Below are 14,962 nucleotides of genomic sequence, written 5' to 3' on the forward strand. Positions count from 1 at the left end.
CCCGTGCCGAGAGCCATTCGATGACCTACAACGTTTCTTCGTGCATGAAGGCCGGCCTGCTGGCGCTGGTGTTGACCACTCCGATGGCTTTGCTCGCACGCGCCGACACTGCGCTGCCGGCCGCTGCCACGCCCGATCAGGCGACGGCCACCAAACTCGTGTACGGCCTGCTCTCCGACAGCCGCTATGCCTACCGGCCGCGCACGCTGGACGAGGCGATGTCCAAGGACGTGTTCAAGCGCTATCTGGAAACGCTGGATGGCGGCAAACAGTTCTTCACCCAGGCCGATATCGACAGCTTCGCGCCCCTCCAGGCCGGTGTTGGCGACGCGTTGCGCGGCGGCAACCTGGAGCCGGCGTTCCAGGTGTTCTCGGTCTACAAGAAGCGCGTCGATCAGCGCGTCAAGTACGCGCGCGACCTGCTCAAGCAGGACTTCGATTTCAGCGGTAACGACAAGTTCGAGTACGACCGCAAGGACGTGCCGTGGGCTGCGGACGACAAGCAGTTGGACGTGCTGTGGCGCCAGTCGGTGATGAACGATTGGCTGCGCCTGAAACTGGCCGGCAAGAAGCCCGACGACATCCGCAAGACGCTGGACAAGCGGTATCTGGCGCTGGCCGATTCGGTCAAGCAGCTCAAGGGCGAAGACGTGTTCCAGTTCTTCGTCAACGCCTATACCAACGCCGTCGACCCGCACACCGATTACTTCACCCCGCGCACTGCCGAGACGTTCAACCAGCAGATGTCGCTGTCGTTGGAAGGCATTGGCGCGCAGCTGCAGAAACAGGACGACATGGTGGTGATCCGCGAGGTGATCCCGGGCGGTCCGGCGGCGGTGGATGGCACGCTCAAGCCGGGCGATCGCATCGTCGGCGTTGGGCAGGCCAAGAGTGGCGCGATCGAAGATGTGATCGGCTGGCGCATCGACGACGTGGTGGCCAAGATCCGCGGCAGCAAGGATACCCAGGTGCGCCTGGAGTACATCCCGGCCGAGTCGGGCATCGATGGCAAGCACCGCACGGTGACCCTGACCCGTCAGAAGGTGCGTCTGGCCGAGCAGGCTGCCAAGGGCGAAACCATCACCTTGCCGGCCACCGGCAGCGAGCCGCAGCGCCGCATCGGCATCATCAAGCTGCCGGGCTTCTACCAGGATTTCGAAGGCCGCCGTCGCAATGCAGCCGACTACGCCTCGGCCACGCGCGACGTCGCCAAACTGCTGGCCGGCTTCAAGACCGACAAGGTCGATGGCGTGGTGCTGGACCTGCGCAATAACGGCGGTGGTTCGCTCGACGAGGCGATCGAACTGACCGGCTTGTTCATCGAGCAAGGGCCGGTCGTGCAGGTCCGCGAATCCGGCGGCCGCGTCACCGTCAATGGCGACAGCGACCCCAAGGTCGCCTGGGACGGCCCGCTGGCTGTCTTGATCAACCGCGGCTCGGCGTCGGCATCGGAGATCTTTGCCGGTGCGATACAGGATTACGGCCGCGGTCTGGTGATCGGCGAAACCAGCTTCGGCAAGGGCACCGTGCAGAACATCGTCGACCTGGATCGCTGGCCTGCTGCCGAAGGGCAGCGGTATGGGCAGGTCAAGCTGACGATCGCGCAGTTCTTCCGCGTCAGCGGCTCCAGCACCCAGCACAAGGGTGTGGTGCCGGATATCGCTTTCCCGGCAAGCGTGGATGCCACCGAGTTCGGTGAGAGCACCTACGACAATGCATTGCCGTGGACGCGTATCGCCGCTGCCCCGCATACCCAGTACGGCAACTTCGCGGCATTGCTGCCCAAGTTGCAGGCTCTGCACACTGCGCGGATTGCCAGCGACAAGGAGTTCCAGTGGTGGGAAGAAGACGTCAAGCAGTTCCGCGACGAAAAGGCCAAGAAGTACATTTCGTTGAATGAGGCCGAGCGCGTTGCCGAGCGACAGAAGCAGGATCAGCAGCGCAAGGATCGCCAGCAGATTCGCAAGCAACTCGGCCTGCCGCTGGATCCGCTTGCCGAAGACAGCGACGACGGCCTGACCGGTAACGAGCGCGACATCGTCAAGGACACTGCACGCGAAAAAGCGGCCGAAAAGCGCCCGGATCCGCTGCTGCATGAATCGGCGGCCATCCTTGCGGATGCGCTGGGCTTGCTGTCGCAGGACAAGCCCTTGTCGGCGCAGGTGCTGCCGAAGTCGACCTCCCCGGGACGTTGGGCAGACTGAGCCACGCTGCCGTTCGACTGCATGGACGCCACCGCTTGCCGGTGGCGTTTTCATGTTGGCAATACCGTGGCTGCTGGCAGCGTCTCAAGCGACCGCCTGCCAGCGGGCCTGCAGGCCGAGCAGCAGCAAGGTGCCGAAAAATATCCGGCGGAATGCCTCGGGAGAGATGCGGCGTCGCAGCTTCGTGCCGGCCCACACTCCCAGTGCGGTGGGCAGCAGCGCCAGCAGCGATGGCAGGCCGGCCGAGAGCGGCACCCCACCATGCCAGACCAGCGCCGCCGCCAGCGCAAGCGTTGCCGTGCCGAAGCACGCGGCCAGTGCGCGGATCAACAGGTCGCGTGGCAGGCCAAGTGCAGACAGGTACGGCACCACCGGGAGGACCAGCACGCCGGTGGCGCCATTGAGCAGGCCACCGACCAGGCCGATCAGCGGGCTGCCCCAGCGTTCGTGACGTGGCGGCAGGGTCCATTGCCGGCGGGCAAGCCCAAGCAGGGCATAGGCGACCAGCAGGACCCCAAGCGCGCCGCGCAGGTAGCGCGGATGACCGCCAATCATCAATCCGGCACTCAACCAGGTGCCCACCACCACCATGGCCAGCACCGGCCACAGACGTCGCAACAGCAGGGTCGCAGCTGGCCCCCAGGCCTGCTGCAGGTTCGTCACCAACGAAGGCAGCACCAGCAGCGCGGCGGCTTGGCTGGGCGGCAGCCACAGTCCCAACAGGCCCATTGCCACGGTTGGCAGCCCCATGCCGGCGACGCCTTTGACCGCGCCGGCAAGCAGGAACACAGCGGCGACCATGCCAAGTTGCGAAACGTCTTCATTCATGGCGGTCAGGATCGGTGCGGCAGCGGTGTCCGGCAAGCTGTCTTTGTTTGAGGCAGACTTCGGCCACGCCGAAGGCTGGAGGTGCAGATGCAGGTGGAATTCACCGACTTGCGGATCTTTGTTGCGGTGGCCGACACCGGCAGCATCACTGCCGGCGCCGACCGCGCGGCGCTGTCGCTGGCGGCTACCAGTGCGCGTATTCGCGCGCTGGAGCTGCAGATCGGCGCGGCCCTGTTCGAGCGTGGTCGGCGAGGCGTGACGCTCACCGCCGCCGGCCAGGTCCTGCTGCGGCATGCACGGGCATTGGCACGTCAGGAACAGGCCATGCGCAGCGAGCTTGGCGATTACGGACTCGGTGGACAGGTCACCCTGCGATTGGCTGCGAACACCGCCGCACTCTCCGAATGGCTACCCGAGTGCGTTGCGGATTTTTTGCTGGCCCATCCGCGGGTGGACCTGACCCTGGCCGAATGGGGCAGCGAGGAGGCTGCCGATGCCGTGCGCGATGAACGTGCCGACCTTGCCGTAGTGGCCGGGCATGCCGACTTCACCGGCCTGCAACGGCGTCCGTTCCGACAGGATCGCCTGGTGGTCGCGGTGGCCGCCAGCCATCCGCTTGCCGGCGCAGGCAGCCTGCGTCTGGCCGATATCGCGCCGATGCAGCTGCTGGCGTTATCGGCCGACAACGCCTTGCAGCGCCACCTGCGGACGCATCTGGCCCGGTCCGGCGTACAGCTGCGCATCCGTGCGCGCGTGCCGGGTCTCGAAACGCTGTGCCGCATGCTGGCACGCGGCGTGGGCGTGGCCATCGTGCCGCACGCGGCGCTGGCGTGCTCCAGTGTCAGGCAGCAGCTGGCGGCGGTGCCGCTGGAGGAACCCTGGGCGCGGCGCGAGCTGTCCATCATCTGGCGCGACGCCCCCTCGGTCACCCTGCAGGCCTTGCTGGAATGGCTGCAGGCCAGCGCCACGCATGCCGGCATTCATCCGGCTTGATGACCGCAGCGCTGCGGGCATCGGGTGGCCGTGTCACAGCCGGCCCGCGCCTGGCTGCCGGCCAACGGCTCTTGCACGTCCGTGTTTTCAGCGTGGCCACTCGAACTCGGCCATCACTGGGTAATGGTCCGACGGCAGAATGCCGCCGGGACGATCGTCCAGTGTCGCAAAGCGGGAAGGACGCAATCCGCGATACAGGATCCAGTCGATGCGCCGGGTCGGGTGCGTGGTGAAATCCTGGAAGGTATTTTCCGGCCCGCTGCGCTTGCTGGCCTGTGCGCGCGCATCGCGAAGTACTGCGGTCAGCGTGGGGTAGGTGATCTTGTCCGGATCGCTGTTGAAGTCGCCGGTCAGCACCACCGGGATCGTGGCAGGCAACTGCGCGATGCGCGACAGGATCAGGCGCGCGCTGCGCTCGCGGGCGGGCTCGTCCTCATCGCGATACGGAAAGTGCGTATTGAACAGGTAAAAGCGGCGTTTGTCGCTGCGGCGCTCGAACAGCGCCCACGTGGCCATGCGTGGCAGTACATTGCCCCAGGTGATGCTGCCGGCGCGTTCGGGCGTGTCGGACAGCCAGAAGTCGCCCGACTCCACCAACTCCAGGACGCGCGCGTCGTAGAACACGCCCATGTGCTCGTCGCTGTCATCGCCGCGCCGGCCCTGGCCGAACCAGCGGTAGTCGGGCAACTGTTCGGCCAGAAAGGCCGCCTGTTCGCTCACCAGTTCCTGCGTGCCGAACACATCGGGATGCGTCTGTTTGATCAAGGCGACCATGGCAGCGCGACGCACTTGCCAGCGTTTGTCGCCATCGGTATCGGCCGGCACGCGCACGTTGAACGACATGACCCGCAGTGGTGCCACCGGCGTGCCAGCCAGCGCGGGTAGGGCGATGCACGACAGTGCACCGATTGCCAGAAGGCAGCGCAGCACCTGCGCGATGGAGCGTGGCATGCAGGGAAATTCCTCGAAGAAGCAAGAGCGCCGAGTCTAGCCAGAGATGATGACCGCTGCGTCACGGCGACGATCACCGATGCACAGGCAAGCGGCCGCTTGACGCCGTCGTGCATCGGCGTAGCATTTCACCAAGCCGGCGGACAGACCGCCAGCTCACCACTCAACCGTGAGGGATTCTCATGGCAACACCGTACGACTATCTCGTGTTTATCGGGCGTTTCGAGCCCTTTCATAACGGCCACGCCGCCGTCGCCCGCCACGCGCTGGGCAAGGCGAAAAAGCTCATCGTGCTGATCGGCTCGGCCGACACGCCCCGCACCATTCGCAATCCTTGGACTGTCGCCGAACGTGCGGTGATGATCGAATCTGCGTTGCCGGGCGAAACCGCGCGGTTGCTCGTGCGCCCGCTACGCGACCATCTGTACAACGAAAGCCTGTGGATCGCCGAAGTGCAGCGGCAGGTTGCCGAAGCGGTGCACGCCGATGGCGGCACGCTGGATGCGAACATCGGCCTGATCGGCATGGACAAGGATGCCAGCAGCTACTACCTGCGTGAGTTTCCGCAGTGGCCGCTGGAGGACGTGCAACATACCGCAACGCTGTCGGCCACCGAATTGCGCCGCTATCTGTTCGAAGCCGGCGACATCGGTTTCCACGGTGGCTTGTTGATGCTGCGCGGCAATGTGCCGGCGCCCGTCTACGACATGCTGGAGGCCTTCCGGCGCAACTCGCCCAGCTACGCGCAGCTGGTGGCCGAATACCGCTTCATCGAGCAATACCGCGCCGCGTGGAAAGACGCGCCATATCCGCCGACATTCGTGACCACCGATGCGGTGGTGGTGCATTCGGGCCATGTGCTGCTGGTGCGGCGTCGCGCCGAACCGGGCAAGGGATTATGGGCGTTGCCTGGCGGTTTCGTCGGCCAGGAGGAAGGGCTGCTGGATTGCTGCCTGCGCGAGTTGCGCGAGGAAACCCGGCTCAAGTTGCCGGTGCCGGTGCTCAAGGGCTCGTTGCGTGGCAGGCAGGTCTTCGATCATCCCGAGCGCAGTCAGCGCGGACGCACCATTACCCATGCGTTCCATTTCGAGTTTCCGGCCGGGGAGTTGCCTGCGGTGCGCGGCGGCGACGATGCCGACAAGGCGCGCTGGATTCCGATCGCCGAAGTGATGGCGATGGGCCCGCGCCTGTACGAAGACCACCTGCACATTCTTGAATTCTTCCTGGGCCGTGGCTGACGCGCGCAAACGACGACGTGCTGCCGCGATACCACCAGGGGCGCACATGCCGTGACCGCTTGAACCGTGACCTCCCGCCGGCGGACAGACCGCCGGTTCATTCGACGCGAAGGAGCTTCCGTCATGCATTACCTCGATAACCTGCTGCTCAACACCGATAGCTACAAGGCCAGCCACTGGCTGCAATATCCGCCCGGCACCGATGCGTCGTTTTTCTACGTCGAATCGCGCGGTGGGCTCTACGAGCAGACCGTGTTCTTCGGTCTGCAGTCGCTCCTGAAGGACGCGATCAACCGGCCGGTGACGCACGCCGACATCGACGATGCGAAAGACTTGCTGGTTGCGCATGGCGAGCCGTTCAACGAGGCAGGCTGGCGCGATATCGTCGACCGGCTTGGCGGTCAGTTGCCGATCCGCATCCGCGCGGTGCCCGAGGGCGCCGTGGTGCCAACGCACAACGTGCTGATGACCATCGAGTCCACCGACGCCAAGGCGTTCTGGGTGCCGTCGTATCTGGAAACCTTGTTGCTGCGCGTGTGGTACCCGGTGACGGTGGCCACGGTGAGCTGGCAGGTGAAGCAGATCGTGCGCGACTACCTGGAGCGCACCAGCGACGATCCGGAAGGACAGCTGCCTTTCAAACTGCACGATTTTGGCGCGCGTGGCGTGTCCAGTCTTGGCTCGGCCGCATTGGGCGGTGCCGCGCATCTGGTGAATTTTCTCGGTACCGACACCTTGTCGGCGTTGCTGCTGGCGCGTGCGCATTACCACACGCCGGTGGCCGGGTATTCGATTCCCGCTGCCGAGCACAGCACCATCACCAGCTGGGGCCGCGAGCGCGAGGTGGATGCGTATCGCAACATGCTGCGGCAGTTCGCGCGCCCGGGTTCGATCGTGGCGGTGGTGTCGGACAGCTACGACATCTACCGTGCCATTCGCGAACATTGGGGCACTACCTTGCGCGAGGAAGTGATCGCCTCCGGCGCGACGGTGGTGATTCGTCCGGATTCGGGCGACCCGGTGGACGTGGTCGAGCAGTGCCTGCTGTTGCTGGACGAAGCGTTCGGCCATCAGCTCAATGGCAAGGGCTACAAGGTGCTCAACCATGTGCGGGTGATCCAGGGCGATGGCATCAACCCCACCTCGCTGCGCGCGATCCTGGAACGCATCACCGCCGCCGGCTATGCCGCCGATAACGTTGCCTTCGGCATGGGCGGTGCGTTGCTGCAGAAGGTGGACCGCGACACGCAGAAGTTTGCGTTGAAGTGCTCGGCGGTGCGCGTGGACGGGCAGTGGGTCGACGTCTACAAGGACCCGATCACCGACCAGGGCAAGCAGAGCAAGCGCGGTCGCCTGACCTTGCTGCGCAATCGCCAAGATGGCAGCTACCGCAGCGCGTTGCTCGATGAGGTCGACACCTACCCGGACAGCGAAGACGCGCTGGTCACGGTGTGGGAAAACGGCGTGTCGCAACAGGAGTGGACGCTGGAGCAGGTGCGCGCGCGTGCCGACGCTGCTCGTCGCTGACGCGCGGCGCGCAGGACTCGCCATGCACGCTTCCATCGACGACATCTCCTTGTTGCCTGCTTCAGCGCTGTTGGCGCGTCTGCGCGCCGCAGCACCCCACCTGCAGCGGCGTGTGCCGCTGCAGGACGACGCCAGCCGCTGGTATACGCTGCGCATCGGCGGGCGCACGTATCGCGCGGCGCTGCCGATCACCTTTACCCCGTATGCCTCGGTGCGGCCGTGTTCGGCGCGCTGCGGGTTCTGTTCGGAAAATCTGCGGCAGCACCGGGGCGGTCGCGCGGCAGCGACGTTGCGACCTGGGCCTGCGTATTTCCAGCAGTTGAGCGCTGTCTTGCAGTTGCTGCGCGATGTGCCGCTGTCGTATTCGTTGTCGGGTCTGGAAATGACCGACGATGCAGCGTGGCTGCAGACCTTGCTGCAGACGCTGGCAACCACGCCGAACGGCCCGCGCATCGAGCAGCGCGTGCTGTACAGCAATGGCGCAGGGCTGGCGCGTGCGGACGGTGCGCGGTTGATCGAGGCGTTGGTTGCCTTCGGGCTGTCGTGGGTCGAGCTGTCGCGTCATCATCCGTTGCAGGAGCGCAACGACGCGATCATGCGTTTCCGCCCGGATGAGCCAATCGCAGATGTGGCGACCTTCGTGCAGACGGCACGGCGGCTGGCAGCACGGTTGCCGCTGCGTTTGGTCTGCATCGTGCAGCGCGGTGGCGTGGACAATGCCGACGCCATTGCGCAGTACATCGCGTGGGCGCGCAGCTGTGGCGCCAGCCAGGTGATCTTTCGGGAATTGTCGCGGTTGGACGATGCCTATCGCAGCAACGGCACGCTGCGCTACATCGGCGCGCACCGCGTCGGCGTGGACACGTTGCTGGCCGAGTGCATGCAGCAGCCCTGGTGGTCGCGCTGGCAACCCGATGGCCTCACCGAAGGCTATTACTTCTGGAATGTGCGGCTGCGCGATCGGGCGGGCTTGCAGGTGGTCTTCGAAAGCGCCGACTACGCCGCGATGCATGCGCGTCACGCGACCGGCGATCTGTACAAGCTGGTGTTCTTCGCCAACGGCCGTCTCTGTGCGGGCTGGGACCCGGATGCCGATGTTTTGTGGGAACCCATCGATGGATGAGTTCGATCAGCGCAGTTGGTGGACGCCGGTCCCGGACGATGCCGCCTGGGCGCTGCCCGACGATCTGCGCGCGGCCGACCCGCTCGGCGGGCGCGATTGTGGTTGGGTCAATCAGATGCGCCCGTTTGTGCGCCATTTCAGCCGGCCGGGCGAGCAGGTGTTCGACCCGTTCTGTGGCTTTGGCAGCAGCTTGCTGGCGGCCGCGCTGGAAGGCCGCAACGCGCATGGCATGGAAATCGATCCGGCACGCGCGCAGTTGGCACGTGCGCGTCTGCAGCGGCATGCGGTGGAGGCGCCGGTGGTGGTCGGCAGCCTGGCCGTTAACGCGCCGGCAGGGCCGATCGACCTGTGTCTGACCAACGTGCCGTATTTCGGCTGCCACTGGCGTGGCGACGTGCTGCCTGGGCAGCTTTACGCAAGCAGCGATTACGCCAGCTATCTGACCGGCATGCGTGCGGTCTTCCATGCGCTGCGCAAGCAGATGCGGCCCGACGGCGTGGGCGTGGCGATGGTGCAGAACGTGGTGGTCGGCGGCCGCGTGATCCCGCAGGCCTGGGATCTGGGCCGCATCCTGGCCAGCCTGTTCACCCTGCGCGAGGAGCGGGTGCTGTGCTATCGGCGTCCGGCCGCCGCGCTGGCGCATGCCGAGACACAGAGCAATCGCAGCCACGAATACGCGCTGATCTTTCAGCATTGTCGTGCCCGGCTGGATCTGCAGCAGGCCGCGCAATTGCTGCAGGCGGTGCAGGCACAGGGCCTGCCGGTGGTGGTGCATGGCAGCTACGCGCGCTGGCTGGCGTCGCCGACCCTGGTGCCCGACGGTCCGGCCGATCTGGACCTGATGCTGCATGGCGAACAAGCGCTGTGGGACCGCCTTACCCTCTGGCTGCAGCAACAGGGCTTCGCGTTGAGCCTGTGGGGCGAACCGTGCCGTGCGCCGGTGGCACTGGCGGTGGTGCGTGCGCACCGTTACCTGCGCGCCGAGCGCATCGGTGCCGATGGCCGCCGCCTGCAGATAGACCTGCAACTGCCAGTGGATGAACCGCCGTTGCCCTGACCCGGCAACGCGACGCCGCGCGCACATGGGTTGCCGCTATGCTCTGTGCCGGTTTTGGATGCCGGAATCTCTCTATGTCTTGTTCTTCCCTGATCGCGCGCGGCGCACTGCTTGGCGCGCTGGCAACCCTGGCTGGCTGCGGCGGCAGCAAGGGCGACACGATGCTGATGCGCGAGTCGTTCAATTCCGACGACACCTATTCGCGCAGCGTGGCGGCCAGTTCGCCGCAAGCCTGCGAGGCGGCGCGGCGCGTGCTGTTGAGTCAGGGCTACGCGGTCACGCGCGCAGATGCCGCCGCGGTGGAAGGCAGCAAGAACTTCCAGCTCAAGGAAGCCGACCAGAGCGAACAACTCAATCTGCGCATTTCCTGCGCCAGCCAGGAGGGCGGCAAGGCGCAGGTGTTCGTCAGTGCGTTGCAGGACCGTTACGCACTGAAGAAGAGCTCCACCTCGGCCAGCGTGGGCGTCGGCGTGCTGGGCTCGTTGTCGTTGCCGGTCGGCAGCAGCGGCGATTCGCTGGTGCGCGTATCCAGTACCACGGTGCAGGATGCGGCGTTCTACAAGCGCTTTTTCGAACGCCTGAATTCGTATCTCCCCAAGGTCACCGAAGCCGTACCTGCTGCGGTGAGTGCAGCGCCTGCGCCCGCACCTGCTCATGCGGCCATACCAGCGCCGGCAGCCGCAGTGCCCGCAACGCCTGCAGCGAACTCTTCGACGCCCGCATCGCCTGCGCCCGCTGCAGCCGCTCCCACAACGGTCGCGCAGCCGCCGGTTGCGCCATTGCCGGTCGAAGCGCAAGACCCCCCACCAGCACCGGCGCAGGTGCCGCAAACCGAGCCCGCCACGCAGCCGTGATGGCGTGTTCACGCTTCGCGCCAAAGCCTGAATAGCCAGGTGTGCGCTTCACGTTATGTTCTCGAGCCAGCGGCCAGAGTGGGCCCATGCCTCGCCGAGCGGGCGAGAAACGTGGAGAACAACGATGAAAATGCGCACCTCCCTGTTGGGTATGTCCCTGATCGGCCTGATGGCGACGAGCACCTTCGCACAGGCTCAAAACTATTCGCATCAGCAGCGCTATACCGAAGCGGACGAGGGTCGCAGGTTCAATGACGGCACCCGCGTGCGCTGCCGCAATGTCGAAGTGCAAAAGAACTCGACCGACCCGAACCGCATCGGCGGCACGCTGGCCGGCGCTGCAATCGGTGGCCTGCTGGGCAACCAGGTTGGCGGCGGTAACGGCAAGAAGCTGGCGACCGTGGCAGGCGCCGTGGCGGGCGGTGCGGCAGGCCGCACCATCCAGGGCAATCGCCAGCAGGCCAACGGCAATCGCCAAGTCGAGCGCGTCTGCGAACGTCGCTGAGTCTGGTGCAGCGATTGAGCTGAATTGAATCCTGCGAGCCCCGGCCATGCCGGGGCTTTCTACGTTTGAGAGTGGCGTCGTGCGGACGATTCATTGCCTATGCCATCGATGAGGGTTGTCCGCGCGCAGCGCAGTGCGTCATCGCGCTCACCAGCGGCGCCGATGCCGCCACGGCATGCGCGCCTGCGCCGACTTGCTGCGCTGGTATGTGCAAGCGGCTTGCTGGCGGGGCAGCTGCTGCAGGTCGCCGACGCTGCGCCGAGCCAGACCGCCCGCGCCGCCAGCGCAGATTGCGTGGAAGCCCTGCTGCGACGGCTGGGATGGACCATCCATCGCGCCGCGGTGAGCGCGCCGTTGGTCCAGCGCGGCGCACCTTGCGTGCGCGGCACGCTTGCGCAGGCGCAGGCCGCCGGCGATCTGCAGCTGACGCTTCCGGCCGATTGGGACACGCAACAGCGCGGCGCAGCGCTCACCGCCGTGCTGGACGATGCAGCCACGCACTGCGCCTATGCGTTCGAACTCGGTGCAGCCACCCGCCGCGCGGTAACGCAATTGCAGAACAACCCGCGCTACCGCTTCTCGGCGCTGCAGCTGGGCTGGGTCGGATTCGGCTGGCGTGGCGCAGCCGCGCAGGGCTGGAGCGGTTTTCGCAGTTTCGGTCGCGGGTATCAGCCGCGCGGCAGCAATGCGCAGGCGTTGGATGCGTTCTACCGTGGCCAGGTGCGTTCCGAGTGCGGCGTAGGCCGACAGGTGGCTCAGCTCGCTACCCAGCGCGAGCTGTTCGGCGATGCCGGGTTCGATGAGGTATTTACGCCTGGCGAATTGTCGATCGGCACGTTCCTGACCTTGCACAACACCGACAGCATCCTGCTCGGTGCGCATGCCGGCGAATTCTTCGCCGACGGCAAGGCGGTGAAAACCTCTCAGCTCGGGCGGCAGGCGTTCGTCGGCGCACCTGGCTTCATCGCGCATGTGTTCGATAAGTCCTACCTGGATGACATCCACAATCAGGCCGAAAATTTCGTGGTCGTGGATGTCAGCGATGCAGCCGCGCAGGCGCTGGCGCAGCACGGTGGCTTTGCGTACTACGACGCGCGCAACCGGCAGATCTGGGAGTTGGCCAAACAGTTGCGCGGGCCTGGCGAGCGCCGCTTCGAACGCCTGCTTTACGAGCGCGATGCAGCGTTGCGCGCCACGCTCGACCCACAGCAGCAGGCACAGCTGCTGCAGCTGCAGACGCTGCTGGATGACCCGTTCTACCAAGGCTTTCTGGTCTATGTGCATCCAAAAGGCACCAAGCCGATCGGCTACCACGTGGCACGCCTGCTCGACCGTAACCCGCGCACGCCGTACGCCATCGACCTGACGTTGCACAATGTGCGCACCACCTTGTACTGGCGATGGATCGACTGGCAGCTGCAGCAGTGCAGCGCCGCCACCGTCGCGGAACAATCCATTGAGAATTCCGCCACGCCAGCGTACGCCGAGCGTGGCACCCTGCACTGATCAGATCATGAGGAGCGATTATGGAACTGGGTATGGTGGGACTGGGCCGCATGGGCGCCAACATGGCCGAGCGCTTGGTCAATGGTGGGCATCGCGTGCATGGCTACGATCCGGGCGCGAACGCGCGCACCAGCGCGCAAGCCAAGGGCATCGTCACCGCCGATGCGCTGGCAGCGCTGGTGTCCGCACTGCCGCGCCCGCGCGTGGTGTGGTTGATGGTGCCGGCCGGCAAGATCGTCGATGACACGCTGGCGCAGCTGCTGCCCTTGCTGCAGGCCGGCGACATCGTCATCGATGGCGGCAATTCGTACTACAAGGATTCGCAGCGGCGTGCGGCATTGCTGCAGGCCAGTGGCATCGCGTTTGTCGATTGCGGCACCAGCGGTGGCATCTGGGGTCTGCAGGAAGGCTATAGCCTGATGGTGGGTGGCGACGAAGCGGCGGTGACGGGGTTGCATCCGATCCTGGCAACGCTCGCGCCGGCGCCGGACAAGGGCTGGGGACGGGTTGGCCCGAGCGGTGCAGGCCACTTCACCAAGATGGTCCACAACGGCATCGAATACGGAATGATGCAGGCCTACGCGGAAGGCTTCGCGCTGATGCAGCACAAGGCCGATTTTGCGTTGGATCTGCACCAGGTTGCCGAAATCTGGCGCGATGGCAGCGTGGTGCGTTCGTGGTTGCTGGATCTGACGGCCGACGCGTTGACGCATAACCCGACCATGGCCGGCATCGCGCCGTTCGTGGCCGATTCTGGCGAAGGCCGCTGGACGGTTGCCGAAGCGATCGATCTGGAAGTCTCTGCACCGGTCATCACGTTGTCGCTGATGGAGCGGCTGCGCTCGCGCGATAAGGATTCGTTTACCGACAAGCTGCTCGCGGCGATGCGCAATCAGTTCGGCGGCCACGCGGTGATGACCACGACCTCGGCAGCGCCGACGATCGGTAGCAAGGACGCGTAAGGGCTGGGATGCGATGGCTGTGCGCGCCGGATCGCGGCGCGCACTGTTGGAAGTACAGAACCGTCTCAGCGTGATCAGCCGCGCGCGGCATCCAGCCACTGCACTCGGCCGTCCGCAGCGCCGCGTTGCGCAAGGTCCACCAGCTGCATCAGCTGCACCGCATCGCTGCTGCTGACCGGCGCCGGGCCGGTGCCTGCCAGTGCGTCGCGAAAGGCGGCGTAGCACTGCCGGTAGTCGCCCGGCAGGTTATCGGGCTGATGGGTGTGGACGCGGCCTTCGTCATCGACGCGGGTGAGCGTGCCTGGCAAGGGGTCCACGCCCCAACCGACCGTGCCGGGCCGACGGCCCGCGCGCAGCTGGTCTTCTTGCGTATCCAGGCCGTGCTTGAGGTAACTGCCACGCGTGCCGTGCACGGCGAAGCGCAGGCTCCCATCGGCCACCAGCGACCCGGCGTGCAGAATCACGCGCAGCCGGGGGTAGTGCAGGGTGACATGGAAATAATCGACGCTGCGTGCCTGGTCGCGCTGACGTTGCAGATCCGCGGCAATGCCCTGCGGCATACCGAACAACTGCATCGCCTGATCGAGCAGATGCGGGCCCAGGTCGTACCACAGTCCGGCACCGGGGCTATCGCTCTCGCGCCAACGGTCGCGTACCTGCGGGCGATAGCGGTCGAAGTGCGAATGAAATTCCACCACCTCGCCCAGCTGGCCTTCTTCGATCAGCCGGCGCACGGTGAGAAAGTCCGCATCCCAGCGGCGATTCTGGAACACGCTGATGATGCGTCCCGCGGCGTTGGCGGCATCGACCATCTGTTGCGCCTGCGTCGCATCCAGCGCGAACGGCTTGTCCACCAGCACATGCTTGCCGGCGGCCAGGGCCTCCAGCGCGAAGGGCGCATGGGTATGGTTCGGGGTAGCCAGCACCACGGCATCCAGTGCGGGATCGGCCAGCGCACTGTCGAGGTCGGCCACCACGGTGACGCCGGGGAAATCGGCCTGTGGCTGTTGCGGCTTGGACGACACCACGCTGTGCAACTGCAGGCCGGGGGTGCTTGCGATCAGCGGTGCATGAAAGGTGCGGCCGACATAGCCATAGCCGACGACGGCCAGATTGAACAGTTTGGGCATTGAAAACGGTTCATCGCAACGACGGAGGGAGCCGGCATGGTATTGCACCTGCCCGTGTGCGCAGGGTTCACAACCTCTGCATGC

General features: G+C 65.8%; 13 protein-coding genes. 10 read left to right on the forward strand and 3 right to left on the reverse strand.

Features of this window, described 5'->3' with window-relative positions; translation table 11 throughout:
- Positions 1 to 44 precede the first annotated feature (44 nt).
- The gene (locus EO156_RS16875) at positions 45 to 2,204 is read left to right on the forward strand and encodes a carboxy terminal-processing peptidase (protein WP_016851469.1); all 2,160 of its coding nucleotides are present in this window, start codon (positions 45 to 47) and stop codon (positions 2,202 to 2,204) included.
- A gap of 84 nt (positions 2,205 to 2,288) precedes the next feature.
- Here the strand turns inward: EO156_RS16875 and EO156_RS16880 are convergent, their stop codons facing one another.
- Positions 2,289 to 3,032 (reverse strand): sulfite exporter TauE/SafE family protein, encoded by a 744-nt coding sequence (locus EO156_RS16880; protein ID WP_026007295.1) that lies wholly within the window; start codon positions 3,030 to 3,032, stop codon positions 2,289 to 2,291.
- 81 nt (positions 3,033 to 3,113) lie between these two features.
- On the opposite strand from EO156_RS16880, the gene EO156_RS16885 reads away from it, so the two are divergent.
- Positions 3,114 to 4,025, forward strand: a complete 912-nt coding sequence (locus EO156_RS16885; RefSeq protein ID WP_026007296.1) for a LysR substrate-binding domain-containing protein — start codon at positions 3,114 to 3,116, stop codon at positions 4,023 to 4,025.
- Between the two features lie 87 nt (positions 4,026 to 4,112).
- Here EO156_RS16885 and EO156_RS16890 read toward each other — a convergent pair whose 3' ends face one another.
- On the reverse strand, positions 4,113 to 4,976 hold the full coding sequence (locus EO156_RS16890; protein ID WP_016851472.1) for an endonuclease/exonuclease/phosphatase family protein: 864 nt from the start codon (positions 4,974 to 4,976) through the stop codon (positions 4,113 to 4,115).
- Positions 4,977 to 5,158: 182 nt separating this feature from the next.
- Here EO156_RS16890 and EO156_RS16895 point away from each other — a divergent pair, with 182 nt between their 5' ends.
- The 8 genes from EO156_RS16895 (at position 5,159) to gnd (ending at position 13,748) form a co-directional block, all read left to right on the forward strand.
- The gene (locus EO156_RS16895; RefSeq protein ID WP_003482707.1) at positions 5,159 to 6,214 is read left to right on the forward strand and encodes a bifunctional nicotinamide-nucleotide adenylyltransferase/Nudix hydroxylase; all 1,056 of its coding nucleotides are present in this window, start codon (positions 5,159 to 5,161) and stop codon (positions 6,212 to 6,214) included.
- Between the two features lie 123 nt (positions 6,215 to 6,337).
- Complete coding sequence (locus EO156_RS16900; protein WP_029828042.1) at positions 6,338 to 7,741, forward strand: nicotinate phosphoribosyltransferase; 1,404 nt, start codon at positions 6,338 to 6,340, stop codon at positions 7,739 to 7,741.
- A 22-nt stretch (positions 7,742 to 7,763) separates the two neighbouring features.
- Positions 7,764 to 8,864, forward strand: a complete 1,101-nt coding sequence (locus EO156_RS16905) for a hypothetical protein (RefSeq protein ID WP_011050472.1) — start codon at positions 7,764 to 7,766, stop codon at positions 8,862 to 8,864.
- Positions 8,857 to 9,921, forward strand: coding sequence for a DNA methyltransferase (locus EO156_RS16910; protein ID WP_016851474.1), 1,065 nt, complete (start codon positions 8,857 to 8,859; stop codon positions 9,919 to 9,921). The genes EO156_RS16905 and EO156_RS16910 overlap by 8 nt, the downstream gene beginning before the upstream one ends.
- A gap of 74 nt (positions 9,922 to 9,995) precedes the next feature.
- Complete coding sequence (locus tag EO156_RS16915) at positions 9,996 to 10,775, forward strand: DUF2242 domain-containing protein (RefSeq protein ID WP_016851475.1); 780 nt, start codon at positions 9,996 to 9,998, stop codon at positions 10,773 to 10,775.
- 124 nt (positions 10,776 to 10,899) lie between these two features.
- Positions 10,900 to 11,280, forward strand: coding sequence for a glycine zipper 2TM domain-containing protein (locus tag EO156_RS16920; RefSeq protein WP_005911143.1), 381 nt, complete (start codon positions 10,900 to 10,902; stop codon positions 11,278 to 11,280).
- A 162-nt stretch (positions 11,281 to 11,442) separates the two neighbouring features.
- Positions 11,443 to 12,786 carry a hypothetical protein gene (locus tag EO156_RS16925; RefSeq protein WP_016851476.1) on the forward strand — a complete coding sequence of 448 codons (1,344 nt, stop codon included), beginning with the start codon at positions 11,443 to 11,445 and terminating at the stop codon, positions 12,784 to 12,786.
- A 20-nt stretch (positions 12,787 to 12,806) separates the two neighbouring features.
- Complete coding sequence (gene gnd / locus EO156_RS16930) at positions 12,807 to 13,748, forward strand: phosphogluconate dehydrogenase (NAD(+)-dependent, decarboxylating) (protein ID WP_016851477.1); 942 nt, start codon at positions 12,807 to 12,809, stop codon at positions 13,746 to 13,748.
- Between the two features lie 74 nt (positions 13,749 to 13,822).
- Here gnd and EO156_RS16935 read toward each other — a convergent pair whose 3' ends face one another.
- Positions 13,823 to 14,878, reverse strand: coding sequence for an oxidoreductase (locus tag EO156_RS16935; protein ID WP_003482693.1), 1,056 nt, complete (start codon positions 14,876 to 14,878; stop codon positions 13,823 to 13,825).
- Between the last annotated feature and the right edge of the window lie 84 nt (positions 14,879 to 14,962).

The organism is Xanthomonas sp. DAR33341 (assembly GCF_003992815.1).
Classification (GTDB): Bacteria; Pseudomonadota; Gammaproteobacteria; order Xanthomonadales; family Xanthomonadaceae; genus Xanthomonas; species Xanthomonas cissicola.

What these genes read in the sequence shown, in the direction of transcription:
- EO156_RS16875 (WP_016851469.1), top strand. Translation starts at nt 45, where the DNA reads ATGAAGGCCGGCCTGCTGGCGCTGGTGTTGACCACTCCGATGGCTTTG.
- EO156_RS16880 (WP_026007295.1), bottom strand. Translation starts at nt 3,032, where the DNA reads ATGAATGAAGACGTTTCGCAACTTGGCATGGTCGCCGCTGTGTTCCTG.
- EO156_RS16890 (WP_016851472.1), bottom strand. Translation starts at nt 4,976, where the DNA reads ATGCCACGCTCCATCGCGCAGGTGCTGCGCTGCCTTCTGGCAATCGGT.
- EO156_RS16895 (WP_003482707.1), top strand. Translation starts at nt 5,159, where the DNA reads ATGGCAACACCGTACGACTATCTCGTGTTTATCGGGCGTTTCGAGCCC.
- EO156_RS16900 (WP_029828042.1), top strand. Translation starts at nt 6,338, where the DNA reads ATGCATTACCTCGATAACCTGCTGCTCAACACCGATAGCTACAAGGCC.
- EO156_RS16905 (WP_011050472.1), top strand. Translation starts at nt 7,764, where the DNA reads ATGCACGCTTCCATCGACGACATCTCCTTGTTGCCTGCTTCAGCGCTG.
- EO156_RS16910 (WP_016851474.1), top strand. Translation starts at nt 8,857, where the DNA reads ATGGATGAGTTCGATCAGCGCAGTTGGTGGACGCCGGTCCCGGACGAT.
- EO156_RS16915 (WP_016851475.1), top strand. Translation starts at nt 9,996, where the DNA reads ATGTCTTGTTCTTCCCTGATCGCGCGCGGCGCACTGCTTGGCGCGCTG.
- EO156_RS16920 (WP_005911143.1), top strand. Translation starts at nt 10,900, where the DNA reads ATGAAAATGCGCACCTCCCTGTTGGGTATGTCCCTGATCGGCCTGATG.
- EO156_RS16925 (WP_016851476.1), top strand. Translation starts at nt 11,443, where the DNA reads ATGCCGCCACGGCATGCGCGCCTGCGCCGACTTGCTGCGCTGGTATGT.
- gnd (WP_016851477.1), top strand. Translation starts at nt 12,807, where the DNA reads ATGGAACTGGGTATGGTGGGACTGGGCCGCATGGGCGCCAACATGGCC.
- EO156_RS16935 (WP_003482693.1), bottom strand. Translation starts at nt 14,878, where the DNA reads ATGCCCAAACTGTTCAATCTGGCCGTCGTCGGCTATGGCTATGTCGGC.